Raw genomic sequence first — 12,420 nt, 5'->3', positions numbered from 1 at the left:
CAACTAGAGAGATGAGGTAAGGAGGTGGCGCAGCATGGCCCAACGCGAGTGGGTCGAAAAGGATTTCTACAAAGAACTCGGCGTCTCCTCTGACGCCAGCGCCGACGAGATCAAGAAGGCCTACCGGAAACTGGCCTCCGAACTGCACCCCGACCGGAACTCCGACCCTGGAGCCGCGGAGCGGTTCAAGGCGGTGTCCGAGGCGAACAGTGTTCTGTCGGACCCCGCGAAGCGCAAGGAGTATGACGAAACCCGGCGGCTGTTCGCCGGTGGCGGCTTCGGTCGCCGATTCAACACCGGCGGAAACTTCGGTGGTGGTGGTGGATTCAGTTCCGACGGAGCCGAATTCAACCTCGGAGACCTGTTCGACGCCGCCGGCCAGGCCGGCGGCGCGAACATCGGCGATCTGTTCGGTGGGCTGTTCGGCCGCGGTGCGCAAGCCAGGCCGAGCCGGCCGCGCCGCGGCAACGACCTGGAAACCGAGACCGAACTGTCGTTCCTGGAAGCCACCAAGGGCGTGGCCATGCCACTGCGGCTGACGAGCCCGGCCCCGTGTACGAACTGTCATGGCAGCGGTGCGCGGCCGGGCACCAGCCCGAAGGTATGCCCGAACTGCAACGGTTCCGGTGTGATCAACCGCAATCAGGGGGCCTTCGGGTTCTCCGAGCCGTGCACCGAATGCCGGGGCAGTGGTTCGATCATCGAGCATCCGTGCGCGGAATGCCAAGGAACGGGCGTCACGACCCGTACCCGCACCATCAACGTGCGGATACCTCCCGGTGTCGAGGACGGCCAGCGGATTCGCCTGGCCGGTCAGGGCGAGGCCGGTCTGCGCGGTGCGCCGTCCGGCGACCTGTACGTGACCGTGCATGTGCGGCCGGACAAGGTGTTCGGACGCGACGGTGACGACCTGACGGTCAGTGTGCCCGTGAGCTTTCACGAATTGGCGCTCGGAACAACACTTTCCGTGCCCACGCTGGAAGGCAAGGTCGGCGTGAGGGTGCCCAAGGGCACGTCCGACGGCCGGATCCTGCGGGTGCGCGGACGTGGAGTGCCCAAGCGGTCGGGTGGCCACGGGGACCTGCTGGTCACCGTGAAGGTCGCCGTGCCGCCGAACCTCGAAGGTGAAGCGGCCGAGGCGTTGGAGGCCTACGCAAAAGCCGAGCGGGCCAGTGGTTTTGACCCGCGTGCTGGATGGGCAGGCAACCTATGAGCAAACGCAAAGAGGAAGCCCGTACGTTTCTGATCTCGGTGGCCGCCGAGCTGGCCGGTATGCATGCGCAGACCCTGCGCACTTACGACCGACTCGGCCTGGTCAGCCCGCAACGCAGTTCCGGTGGCGGGCGCCGTTATTCGGAGCGCGACGTCGATCTGCTGCGTGAGGTGCAGCGGCTTTCGCAGGACGAGGGCGTCAACCTCGCCGGCATCAAACGCATCATCGAGTTGACCAATCAGGTCGACGCGCTGCGCGCCCGGGTGTCAGAGCTGACACAGCAGGTGGAGCAGCTCACCGCCGCCAATCAACACCGCGATGTGTCGGTGTCGTCCAAGGCCGTCGTCCTGTGGCAGCCCGCCGCTCGACGGCGGCATTCGCAGTAGCCGGGGCAGCCGTCAGGCCCCGGCAGGCGGGGCGCTCATGCCGACGATGACCGTGTCGAGGAAGTCGTCGGCGATTTCTTCCGGGCTGCGTGGCCCGTCCAGCGTGAGCCAGAGATAGCTGTAGTTGAACATCCCGAGCAGGCCCTTGACCATCAGGGTCGGCAACGGATGGAACTGGCCTTCGCGCACCGCCTGATCCAACGCGTTGCGCCAGTGGGCCTCATACCGCTCGCGAGCGGCGATGACGCGGTCGCGCCGCTCGCCGGTCAACGCGTGATACTCGCGGAAGAAGACCGTCCACTCGGCCCGGTGTTCGGCGATGTTGCGCAGCAGCGCCCGCGCAAGCCCGCGCAGCCGCTTCTCGGGGTCCTTCTCCGTCAGTGCCAGTTCGTCAGCCAGCTCGTTCATCTGCGCGAGCTGGCGGCTGCTGATCTCGTAGAGGATCGTTTCCTTGCTGCCGATGTAGTGGTACAGGGCACCGCGACCGAGACCGACCGCGGCACCGAGGTCAGAGATCCCGGTGCCGTGATAGCCGGACTTCGCGAACAACTCCGCAGAAATACGCAGGATTTCATCCCTGTTCGAGTCGTATTTCTTGCTCATCGCCGTCGTGCTCCCTCGTACATCCTGACCAACAAGCCTATTGGGTCACGGTGCGACGCGGAGACCGAGGGCCTGACCCTGGCCGCCGCCTTCGCACAGTGCCGCTACGCCGACTCCACCGCCACGCCGCGCCAGCTCGCTCCGGCGACGATGACGCCGGGGATCGGCATGCCTCATCATCGGCTGCCGGCGTCGAAGGCGTCGGCGAACGAATACCCGTCGAGCAGTTGGCCTGCCGTCACCAGGTACTGAATGGTGGGCGTCCCCTCTTCAAGCCAGTTGAGCCGGGCATCGCGGTACAACCGCTCGATCGGATGTGCCCGCGTGTATCCGATGCCGCCGTGGATGAGCAGGGCCCGGTCGGTCACCCGGCCCACCGCCTCCAGGCCGAACAACTTGCACATGCTCGCCTCGGCGGGAATGCGCCGGCCGCTGTCCCATTTCTGCGCGGCATCGGCCAGGAGTCCGCGCAGCGCATAGACATCCGTGGCCATCTCCGCGAGATAACGCTGGATGGCCTGGCGCGTGCCGATCGGCTTGCCGAAGGTCACGCGCTCCTTTGCGTGCGCGATGGACAGCTCGAGCGCCCGCTCGGATGTTCCGAGTGAACTCGCGGCGATGAAGACGCGGCTGATCTCGAGGGCGCGTTCGAGGTGTTGGCCACCTTCGCCTTCCGCCCCGATCAGGGCGGTTGCCGGAACGCGCACCGACGACAGCGTGATGTGCCCGTGCTCACCACCCTTGCAGCCCATGGTTTCCGGAAGCGGCTGGATCGAGAGCCCCTCGGTGTCGCGGGGAACCAGAAACGCCGACACTTCGGTGGCGTCGGTCTTGGCGAACACGATGAAGTGAGAGGCGATGTCGGAGTTGGTGATCAACCACTTCTCACCGTTGATCATGTACTCGTCACCGCTCCGCACGGCCGTGGTCCCGAGGTCGGCGCCCGTCCCGTGCAGCGGCTCGGTCAGTGCGAACGCCACCGAATGACGGCCGGTCGCGGCACCGAACAACACCGCGGATTTCTGCTCGTCGTTGCCGATCTCCGACAGCGCATGCGCGAACGAATTGTGCACGTGCACGATGACGCGAAGTCCGCCTTGGATTTTCGCGAACTCGGCGATGATCGGCAGATACTGGGCGATCGACAGACCGCTGCCGCCGTATTCGCGCGGCACCAGGAGGCCGAACGCGCCCACCCGCTCGAGGATGGGCAGCACGATCTCGTTCGGTACGCGCTCCTCGTCCTCGATGCGTTGTTCGAGGGGATCCAGTTCCGACCAGATCGCATCGAAGATCTGGTCTCGCAGTGCTCGGTACTCGGCGTCCGGCAGGCCGATCGTGTGATCGAGGGTTGCGGTCATATCGTGTGGCTCCTTGTCTCGGTGGTTATCACAGGGCCCAGCCGCCGTCGGCGGTGAGGACGGATCCGGTGCAGAACGTCGCGTCTTCGCTCAGAAACACTGCGGCCTTTGCGATTTCGTCGGCGGTGCCGAACCGGCGCAGCACGGTGGCGTTCTCGATCCGCTTGCGGGCGGCCGGCGGTACGGCATCGGTCATGTCGGTTTCGACGAAGCCCGGCGCCAGCACGTTGACGCGGATCTGGTCGCGGGCAGTTTCTTTCGCGAGCGAGCGCCCGAAGCCGATCATGGCCGCCTTGGCGCTGGAGTAGGCGGTGTCACCGGCATGTCCGATCAGGCCCACGACCGACGAGACGAGCACGACACTGGGGGAGATGCCTTGTGCGAGATGGGGCAGTGCCGCGCGGGTCAGCGACACGGTGCCCCGGATATTGGTTTCGACGACGTTCCACCACGCTGCGGGGTCGACGTCGGTCAGCAGCCCACCGGCCCACTGTCCGGCATTGAGAATGGCGGCATCGAGCCGACCCCATTCGGACACCACGCGTTCGACCGCGAGGACCGCCGACCGTTCGTCGGACATGTCGAAATGCACCGGCAGCACGTGCTCGGGCGCGTCGGCGGCCAGCTTCTCCGCTCCGTCCCGCCTGCTGCGGTAGGTACATCCCACCCGTACGCCCCGCCGGGCCAGACTCGCGGTGATCGCGGCGCCGATACCTCGCGAGCCGCCTGAAACCAGGACCACACGGGGTGGTCCGTCATCGTTCTGCTCCACGAGCGCGACTGTACTGATCGATCCAAGAATTTGGCAACAGGTGGAGATAAGTAGGCCTTTTACTCGGTAAACAAGCCCAGATCCGGTTATGGACGTACTTGGACTGATCAGTACAAGACCTATTGCGTCGAGATTGGCGGCTGTGCTAGAGATGTGACTGGCAACACACATGAGTGCACCCAGTGAGGGAGTGTTTGGACGTGACAGTCATCGACGACGGAAGCAAGGTCGGCACTGTCCGACCCGCAAAAGTCGCATTCGCGAGCTTCGTCGGCACCGCAATCGAGTGGTACGACTTCTTCATCTTCGGGACGGCAGCGGCCCTGGTGTTCGGGGTGGCGTTCTTCCCGACCCTCAGCCCGCTGTCGGGGACCCTGGCCGCATTCGCGACGTTCGGTGTTGCCTTTGTGTCGCGTCCCGCCGGTGCGATCGTCTTCGGACATTTCGGGGACCGGATCGGCCGCAAGAAGATGTTGGTGTTCTCGCTGGTGCTGATGGGGTCGGCCACCGTCATGATCGGGCTGATCCCCACCTATGACCAGATCGGTTTGGCCGCACCGATTCTGCTGGTGATCGCGCGTCTGCTGCAGGGCTTCGCCGTGGGTGGAGAGTGGGGCGGCGCAGTGTTGATGGCCGTCGAACACGCGCCCCCTCGGCGGCGTGCGTTCTACGGGAGCTTTCCGCAAGCCGGTGTGCCTGCCGGCCTCGTGCTCGCCACGCTTGCATTCCTGATCGTCGAGCGCCTACCCGACGAGGACCTCATGGCGTGGGGCTGGCGCGTGCCGTTCCTCGCGAGCTCGGCCCTGCTGCTGGTCGGAATGTACGTCCGGCTGAAAGTGACGGAATCCCCTGAGTTCGAGCGGGTTCGGCGCAGCGAGAAGATCGTGCAGCGGCCGATCGTCAGCGTCCTCCGCTTCCAGCGGCGTCCGTTGGCGGTGGGCGTCTTCACCCAGGCCGCGTCGCTCGTGCCGTTCTACCTGGTGACGGTGTTCGTCCTGTCGTACGGGCCAAAGGAACTGGGCCTGTCGCGCGAGACGATTCTGTTGAGCCTGCTCGCCGCATGCGTTCTCGACATCGTCACGGTGCCCTATGCCTCGATCGTGGCGGATCGGGTGGGGCCGCGAAAGATGTTGATCTACGGCTCCGTCTACATGGCCGTCATCGGCTATCCGTTCTTCTGGCTACTCCAGACGGGCAACGGGTGGGCAGTCCTGCTCGCGATGATATTGATCGTCACGATCGGCCATGCCGTGACGTACTCGGCGGTCGCCGCGTATGTGGCGGGTCTGTTCCCGGCCGATGTCCGATACACCGGGGCTTCGGTCGCCTACCAGATGGGCGGTGTCGTGTTCAGCGCGCCCGCACCGTTCATCGCCGTCACGCTGGCGTCGTCGATCCCGGGTTACTGGGCGTTGGCGGCTTACCTCGCGACCGCGTGCGCGGCGACGGTGCTGGTTCTGACCTTCTCCAAGACTGCGAAAGTGAGCCACTGATGTCCGCTGACAATCCTTCGGCGACCGATCAGGCCTGGGCTGCCATCGAATCCCGTCTCGCCCGCAATCCGTTCGGTGACGACTTCAACACCGCGCACGAAGCCTGCACGCGGTACGCCGGCGATGCCGGGCGGTTGGCCTTGACGGTGCGTCACGAGGACGGTTCCGCGGATCGGTGGACGTATCACGAGCTCGACAGGCAGGCGGCCAAGGCGGCGCGGGTGTTCGCGCGAGCCGGTTTGCGGCCGGGAGACCGGGTGGCCGGCCTGCTTTCGCGGCAAGTGGAGAGCTGGATCACCGCGCTGGCGGCCTGGCGCTCGGGGCTCGTGTATGTGCCGCTGTTCGGCGGGTTCGGGGCCGAACCGATCGCCGCACGCCTCGCCGCGGCCCGTGCCGAAGCCGTTGTCGTCGATCCCCGCTATCGCGAAACCCTGGCGGATGCGCAAGGCTTCGCAGACCTCGACCTGACGATATTCACGACCGGAAAGGGCGAAGCTGCAGGTGAATTCGCCGACAAGTCGTTCTGGGCCGAGCTGGACGCTGCCGACGCCGACGGTCCCGTCGTGCCCACCACTGTGACTGACGCCGCAACCGTGCTGTTCACGAGCGGTACCTCGGGAACACCCAAGGCATGTCTGATGACCCACGCGGCCTTTCTGTCCGTAATGCCCTATGCCACCGGTGTTCTGGCGTTGGGCCGTGACGACGTCGTGTTCTCGACGGCAGACCCGGCGTGGGCGTACGGGCTGTACACCACCGGGGCGGCGGTGATGGCGTTGGGCGTGCCCCGGATCATGTACTCCGGGCCGTTCGTGCCCGAGAAGTGGCAGCGCGTCGTGCGCGAAGAACGGCCGACCGTCGTCACCACCGCGCCGGCCGCGTTGCGGCGGTGGACCGACACGCTGATGGACGACGGTGTGCCGCCGAGCCTGCGCGCCGTCGCCGCGGCCGGTGAGCCGCTCACCGGCGCGGTGGCCAGTGCTTGGTCTGCCACCGGTGCGCCCGCCGTGCGCAACGGATACGGGCTGTCGGAAGTGGGAATGCTGTTGGGCGACACCCATGGTCCGGATGCACCGTCACATCCGGGGAAGCTGTCGGGCGCGATTCCGGGCTTCGAGGTCTTTCTGGCGAATCGGGACGGTGAGCCGGTGGACGAGGACGAATCGGGGTTGATTGCGGTGCGCCGGCCCCGGCACCAGATGTCGGCGGGTTACGAGAACGCGCCCGACCTGTGGGCGCAGAGATGGCGCGGTGAGGTCTTTCTCACCGAAGACCGCGCCGTGCGCGACGGCGACGGCCGTTGGCAGGTCCTCGGCCGCGACGACGACATCATCGTCGCATCGGGCCACAATGTCAGCCCGGTCGAAGTGGAGAACGCCCTGTTGCAGCATCCCGGTGTCGTGGAGGCCGCGGCAGTCGCACACGACGATGCCTCGTACGGCAACGTCGTGCGCGCGGTCATCGTCCCCGCGGAAACCGTGGAGGACACGACAGCGATGGTTCAAGAACTCAAAGCCATTGTCGCTCAGCATGTCGGACGCTATGCCGCGCCGAAAGTCGTGGATTTCGTGGGCGATCTACCCCGCACCGAGCTCGGCAAGCTGCGTCGTTCGGCACTGCGCGCCGCACGGTGACAACCCGCATTCCGCACATCCAGAAGGGAAATATTGTGGCACTTGGCAATACAGGATTCTTCAGTGGCATTGCAGCAGTGGCCCTCGTCGTGAGTGCGTGCGGATCGCCACCCGCGAGCCCGCCGGAGACGATCACCGACGAGCAGTCGCCGGCCACCACCGTCGCACTCGTCCATGACATACCGTCCGGTCACCCGCGACTCCCGTACTTCGACGACTTCGCGGAATCGGTCAACACGTCGTCGCAGGGGCGGCTCGCGGTGGAGATCAACCCCAACGGCGAGATCCTGGCCGGGCGCGCGTCACTGGACGCCGTTCGCGACGGTCGAGCCGACCTGGCGCTGGTCAACATGACTCACGTGGAAGCCATGGAGCCCGCCGCGGGGTTCATGAACCTACCATTCGCCCTGGACGACACCGCGATGGCCGCACAGCAGAACAGAACAGCGGTGTACGAAGTGCAATCCGGCCTGGTGCGCCCGCACGGGGTGGAGTTCCTCGGGTACATGCGGGGCGCCGACCAGCTGCTGGCGTTCCCGGCGGACGACGTTGAGCGAGTTGAGGATATCGAAGGCAAGCGGATACGCGTCGCCGGCGGCGGGATCTATGAGCGCCTGATGCGCGATCTCGGAGCCGTCCCGGTGGCCATCCCCATTCCCGAGATCAAGGACAGGATGCAGCGCGGTGAGGTCGACGGGGTGTTCACCTCGCCGGCCGGCTGGACGACGCAGGTGTTCGAGTCCGCGCCACATGCCGTGCAGGTTCCCGGGTTGATGTACATCAGCTATGCCTTGATCGCGAACAAGGATTGGTTCGACAGCCTCCCCGACGCTGACCGCGATGCGGTTGCCGCTGCCGGGGCCGAGCTCACCGAGCAGTGGGTGCAGATGGCCGAGGACGACAAGGCCGTCGTCAACCAGGCCGTGGCGGACGGCGGCAGTTACCGCGTTCTACCCGACGACGAGGTCGCCCGGTGGAAAGCACGGGTGAGCGGGGTGTCCGACGACTTCTACAGCAGCCACTCGTCTTTGGCGGACGAACTGCAGCGCCGCGGCCTGCGCGTGACGGGCTGAACGCGCTATGTGACCCTGATCGAGAAGGTGGCGGTTTCCGGCGTGCCGGGAACCGCCATCCGGTAGTTCCCGCGACACAGCGCGTCGGTGGGCGCGGCCATGGGCTCGATGCACAGCACGTCGTCACTGCCCGGCGCGAATATCTGTGCAGCGCCGTAGCCGTCGTCGAAGGTGACCTCGATGCGTCGGCCGCCGCCGGACAGCGCGAACTGCGCGCCGTCACCGACCTGATCGAACCCGTGGTCGAGCTCGGTGGAGCCCAATTGCTCTGTGCCGCCTGCCCATTCCGAATTCTCGCCGGTCGGGATGCCCCGGCTGTCCACGGGCAGGTACCGCATTCTCGGCGTTTCCAATTGCCAGTCTGCGCGAGGAACACCGGGCAGCTGGAAGTACGGGTGATAGCCGAAGCACAACGGCACCGATGCCGCGGCGGACGCCACCACGGTGGTGTCGACCGTCAAGGTGCGGTCGGCAAGCGTCACCGTCATGGTCAGGGTGTGCGCGAACGGGAACGTCGTCATCAGCTCCGGCTTGCCACCCCAGTCGAGGGACGCGATCACCTTGTTGCCGGACTGCTCGGTGACCACCCAATCCGGATTGGCGGCCAGCACACCGTGAATCGGCGAACCGTGCTCGTCGACACGGACCCCGGCGACACCCGTCGTCAAGCTCACCACCGTGCCGTTGACGTTGTATTCGTTGGCGCCCAATCGATTTGCCCACGGGTAGAGGATCGGGATGCCCATGGTCTTGCCGTTGGTGATGTAGGCCTGCAATCCACGCCGCTGACCGAGAAACTCGGCACCGTCGTCGGCCAGGGACGTACAGATCATGCCGGCGGTGGGCACATACGTCGCCGACAGCGACGACGACGGATCCTGCAAGGTGACGGGTTTTTGGTCAGCCATTGCGCAAGTCTGTCACGGCTCCGCGACGTCAGTGCGTGAGCGGGTCGTGCTGGATGCGCTCAGGCGGCGCGCCCTTCGCGATGAGTGCGGCCTTCGTCGCGTCGACCATTTCCGGACCACCGCAGATGAGGATCTGGCGGTCACCCCAGTTGCCGTATCTGGTCACCACTTCGGGCAGTTTGCCGGTCTGGCGGACGTGCAGCCCGCGGGGTGGCTGGACGTCGGGATAGTCACGCGCCCAAGGCGGATCGCTGCTGTACTCCGACACCGGGGTCACCGAGAGCCAGGGATTCGTGGACGCGATCTGCCACAGCGTTTTCAGGTCGTACAGATCGCACGGGTAGCGACCGCCGAAGAACAAATGCACACGCGGGTTCACGCCGTGCAACGTCATGTCCATGATCAGCGTGCGCAGCGGGGCCAGGCCGGTGCTGCCCGCAACCATCAGCACGTCTTCGCCGGCGCGGTCCACCTGCATCGCGCCGTGCGGGCTGGAGATTCGCCAGCGATCGCCGGGCCGGGTTTCCCCGACGATCGCGGTGCTGACCATGCCGCCGGTGACCGACCGCACGTGGAACTCGATGGCACCCGACCGATCGGCGGGGATCGCGGGGCTCAGGTAGCGCCAGCGGCGCGGCCACTGCGGCACCTGGACCGTGACGTACTGGCCCGGGTGGTAGAAGAGCGGTTGGTCGAGTTGCAGCCGGATCACCGACACGTCGCGGGTGACGCGATGGTGTTCGACGACGGTGCCGTCGCAGTACGCCGGCGATTGCTCGGCGTCGGCCGCACCGCGCATCACTCCGATGGCCAGCGCGACCGCGTCGCGCGCCGCCTCGGCGAGCCGGTCGGTCCAGGCGGCGGTCAGATGCGTGCGCAGCGTGGTGTAGAGCGCGTCCTGCATCGTGTCGTAGTGGCTCTGCAGGACGCCGTACTTGCGGTGGTCGCGGCCCAGCTGAGCCAGAAACGCCACCGGCTCCTCGGCCCGCTGCGCGATCAGCTCACCGAACAGCCAGGCCAACGCGCTCGCGAACACTTTGCGCTGGACATCCATGTCCGGCGGGAACAGGTCCCTGGCCGAGAGGTCGGTGGCAAACCAATGGGTGTAGAAATCGCGGATCAGGGTGTCGGACCCGTTTTCCGGGTCGACCGCATCGCGCAGTACCTGCAGCGCATCACGGTCATCGAGTCCCACGCCGCTGCATCTTATGCGTGCCCGCGCCGACGCTGCCGCAGAGCCGCGATGACCACCATCGATGTTCCGACGAGGGCCCAGCAAGCCAGCACGATGATCGCGGACGTCGCGCCGGCGCCGCCGAAGTAGGCCGTGGACCGCAGCAGGGTGGCGTTTGCGCCCTGGGGTAACAGTTGGCCGAGTACGCCCCAGCCGCTGGGCAGCATTTCCGGCGCGGCCGTGAGCCCCGACAACGGGTTGCCCAGCAGCAGTGCCAGCAGTGCACCTATGGCCAGCCCGGTCCGGCCGAACAGCGACCCCAGCGCGAGCATGAACAGGCCCGCCGCGGCCACCCCGAGCGTGAGCCCCGCCGCCACGCCCCAGAAGTTGTCCTCGATGGACCCGAAGACGTAATAGAGCAGTGCGGCGATGGTGATACCAGCCACGGCCGAGAACACGATGCCGGCGGTCAGGCGAGTCCATACCTCGCGCCGGAGTGCGATCACCAGTGCGACTGCCGGGAGGATGCCGGCGAGCGTGATCGGCAGTGCTGACGCGGCCAGCCCGGCGCCGCGCGGATCGTCCTTGGTGGGCGGGGCCAGGTCTTCCGTCCGTAGCGCCACGCCCGAATGGGCGGCGATCCCTGACCCGACTTGGTTGAGCAGCTGGGCGACAGCGGGGCTACCGCCCGTCGCGGTCAGCAGGACCGGGCCGTCTGGGGTGAAGGCTATGCCGCCGTAGACATTTCGGTTGAGGATCGCATCGCGAAGGGCCGCCTCGCCGGGGTAGTAGGTCACCGCGAATGCGCCGGGCGCCTGCTGCTCGAGGCGTTGCGCGACCTGGCTGCTGGCGGCCTGTGGCCCGGCGGCGCCGATCGGCACGTTATGGGGCTTGGAACGCGCCGCGGGCAATGCGAAGGCGATTGCGACAAGCGCGATCGCGATCGTCAGCACGGCGATGATGCCGGTGGCGCGCAATGCGGCGGGCGGCTCGTGTACGGGTGCGGCGTGGTGGGTGGGGAGCGTGTGCGTTGCCATGCTCGTCGCCTTTTCATCCGATGTTGAATTACGAATGCGCTGAGCGTAGCGCTGCGCGCGTTGTATTTCAACAGCTATTGAAATGATACTGTCGGACTATGGCTCCACCAGCGCAAACGGCGAGGAAGCGGGGGCGACGCCAAGGCGAACCCGTGTCGAGGGAGGCCGTGCTGGCCGCTGCCAAAGAACGATTTGCCACCGACGGCTACGAGAAGACGACGCTGCGCGCGATCGCGACGGACGCCCACGTCGACCCGTCGATGGTGCTGTATCTGTTCGGGTCGAAAGCCGATCTGTTCCGGGAATCGCTGCAGTTGATCCTGGACCCTGCCCTGTTGGTCGAGGCGTTGGAGGGCCCGGCCGACGACGTGGGCACCAGGATGGTGCGCCGTTATCTCCACATCTGGGAGTCACCCGAGACCGCGGCCAGCATGCGCGCGATGCTGCAGTCGGCCACCTCGAACACCGATGCCCACGAAGCGTTCCGGTCGTTCATGCAGGACTATGTCCTCACCGCGGTGTCGGGCGTGCTGGGCGGCGGTGAACAGGCCCGGCTACGCGCGATGTTGGCGGCCTCGAGCCTCGTCGGCACGGCGATGCTGCGCTACGTGATGGCGGTGCCGCCGTTGGCGACGCTGACCGGCGACGAGGTGATGCGCTTGATCGGGCCGACGGTCACGCGCTACCTGACCGCCGACGCCGACGAGTTGGGCCTGCCTGAGCTGTAGGCATGGCCATCGCCGAGTGTGTATCGAGGGCGCGGAAA

The 12,420-nt window shown here is 66.5% G+C and carries 12 protein-coding genes; 6 read left to right on the top strand and 6 right to left on the bottom strand.

What is annotated here, in order from left to right:
- Positions 1-34 precede the first annotated feature (34 nt).
- A complete protein-coding gene (dnaJ, locus tag ACOI2T_RS32405) occupies positions 35-1,213 on the top strand; it encodes a molecular chaperone DnaJ (protein ID WP_067853229.1) in 1,179 nt (392 codons plus the stop codon).
- Positions 1,210-1,599 carry a heat shock protein transcriptional repressor HspR gene (locus tag ACOI2T_RS32400; protein WP_085145422.1) on the top strand — a complete coding sequence of 130 codons (390 nt, stop codon included), beginning with the start codon at positions 1,210-1,212 and terminating at the stop codon, positions 1,597-1,599. The genes dnaJ and ACOI2T_RS32400 overlap by 4 nt, the downstream gene beginning before the upstream one ends.
- A gap of 12 nt (positions 1,600-1,611) precedes the next feature.
- Here ACOI2T_RS32400 and ACOI2T_RS32395 read toward each other — a convergent pair whose 3' ends face one another.
- From ACOI2T_RS32395 to ACOI2T_RS32385, 3 genes are all read right to left on the bottom strand, one after another.
- On the bottom strand, positions 1,612-2,202 hold the full coding sequence (locus tag ACOI2T_RS32395) for a TetR/AcrR family transcriptional regulator (protein WP_067853235.1): 591 nt from the start codon (positions 2,200-2,202) through the stop codon (positions 1,612-1,614).
- Between the two features lie 176 nt (positions 2,203-2,378).
- Entirely contained in the window at positions 2,379-3,563 is a 1,185-nt protein-coding gene (locus ACOI2T_RS32390; protein WP_409504307.1) for an acyl-CoA dehydrogenase family protein, read from the bottom strand.
- Between the two features lie 28 nt (positions 3,564-3,591).
- On the bottom strand, positions 3,592-4,335 hold the full coding sequence (locus tag ACOI2T_RS32385) for an SDR family NAD(P)-dependent oxidoreductase (protein ID WP_409504308.1): 744 nt from the start codon (positions 4,333-4,335) through the stop codon (positions 3,592-3,594).
- A gap of 200 nt (positions 4,336-4,535) precedes the next feature.
- On the opposite strand from ACOI2T_RS32385, the gene ACOI2T_RS32380 reads away from it, so the two are divergent.
- The 3 genes from ACOI2T_RS32380 to ACOI2T_RS32370 all read left to right on the top strand — a co-directional run bounded on the left by ACOI2T_RS32380 (position 4,536) and on the right by ACOI2T_RS32370 (position 8,535).
- On the top strand, positions 4,536-5,828 hold the full coding sequence (locus ACOI2T_RS32380; RefSeq protein WP_409504309.1) for an MFS transporter: 1,293 nt from the start codon (positions 4,536-4,538) through the stop codon (positions 5,826-5,828).
- Positions 5,828-7,462 (top strand): AMP-binding protein, encoded by a 1,635-nt coding sequence (locus tag ACOI2T_RS32375; RefSeq protein ID WP_409504310.1) that lies wholly within the window; start codon positions 5,828-5,830, stop codon positions 7,460-7,462. The genes ACOI2T_RS32380 and ACOI2T_RS32375 overlap by 1 nt, the downstream gene beginning before the upstream one ends.
- Positions 7,463-7,539: 77 nt before the next feature.
- Complete coding sequence (locus ACOI2T_RS32370; protein WP_409504311.1) at positions 7,540-8,535, top strand: TRAP transporter substrate-binding protein; 996 nt, start codon at positions 7,540-7,542, stop codon at positions 8,533-8,535.
- A 5-nt stretch (positions 8,536-8,540) separates the two neighbouring features.
- On the opposite strand, the gene ACOI2T_RS32365 is transcribed toward ACOI2T_RS32370, so the two are convergent.
- The 3 genes from ACOI2T_RS32365 to ACOI2T_RS32355 are packed head-to-tail and all read right to left on the bottom strand — an operon-like array spanning position 8,541 to position 11,654.
- Complete coding sequence (locus ACOI2T_RS32365; protein WP_409504312.1) at positions 8,541-9,443, bottom strand: aldose 1-epimerase; 903 nt, start codon at positions 9,441-9,443, stop codon at positions 8,541-8,543.
- 28 nt (positions 9,444-9,471) lie between these two features.
- Positions 9,472-10,638 carry an FAD-binding oxidoreductase gene (locus ACOI2T_RS32360; RefSeq protein WP_409504313.1) on the bottom strand — a complete coding sequence of 389 codons (1,167 nt, stop codon included), beginning with the start codon at positions 10,636-10,638 and terminating at the stop codon, positions 9,472-9,474.
- An 11-nt stretch (positions 10,639-10,649) separates the two neighbouring features.
- The gene (locus ACOI2T_RS32355) at positions 10,650-11,654 is read right to left on the bottom strand and encodes an ABC transporter permease (protein ID WP_409504314.1); all 1,005 of its coding nucleotides are present in this window, start codon (positions 11,652-11,654) and stop codon (positions 10,650-10,652) included.
- A gap of 98 nt (positions 11,655-11,752) precedes the next feature.
- Between ACOI2T_RS32355 and ACOI2T_RS32350 the strand changes: the two genes are divergently transcribed.
- Complete coding sequence (locus ACOI2T_RS32350) at positions 11,753-12,382, top strand: TetR/AcrR family transcriptional regulator (RefSeq protein WP_409504315.1); 630 nt, start codon at positions 11,753-11,755, stop codon at positions 12,380-12,382.
- Positions 12,383-12,420: the final 38 nt, after the last annotated feature.

Origin of the sequence: Mycolicibacterium wolinskyi str. Jessa 2025, from assembly GCF_049241375.1 — a bacterium.
Classification (GTDB): domain Bacteria; phylum Actinomycetota; class Actinomycetes; order Mycobacteriales; family Mycobacteriaceae; genus Mycobacterium; species Mycobacterium wolinskyi.
This window is presented reverse-complemented; position numbering and strand designations above follow the sequence as displayed.

Bases quoted from the DNA above. Each gene is read 5' to 3' on its own strand.
- dnaJ (WP_067853229.1), top strand. From the start codon at position 35: ATGGCCCAACGCGAGTGGGTCGAAAAGGATTTCTACAAAGAACTCGGC.
- ACOI2T_RS32400 (WP_085145422.1), top strand. From the start codon at position 1,210: ATGAGCAAACGCAAAGAGGAAGCCCGTACGTTTCTGATCTCGGTGGCC.
- ACOI2T_RS32395 (WP_067853235.1), bottom strand. From the start codon at position 2,202: ATGAGCAAGAAATACGACTCGAACAGGGATGAAATCCTGCGTATTTCT.
- ACOI2T_RS32390 (WP_409504307.1), bottom strand. From the start codon at position 3,563: ATGACCGCAACCCTCGATCACACGATCGGCCTGCCGGACGCCGAGTAC.
- ACOI2T_RS32375 (WP_409504310.1), top strand. From the start codon at position 5,828: ATGTCCGCTGACAATCCTTCGGCGACCGATCAGGCCTGGGCTGCCATC.
- ACOI2T_RS32365 (WP_409504312.1), bottom strand. From the start codon at position 9,443: ATGGCTGACCAAAAACCCGTCACCTTGCAGGATCCGTCGTCGTCGCTG.
- ACOI2T_RS32355 (WP_409504314.1), bottom strand. From the start codon at position 11,654: ATGGCAACGCACACGCTCCCCACCCACCACGCCGCACCCGTACACGAG.
- ACOI2T_RS32350 (WP_409504315.1), top strand. From the start codon at position 11,753: ATGGCTCCACCAGCGCAAACGGCGAGGAAGCGGGGGCGACGCCAAGGC.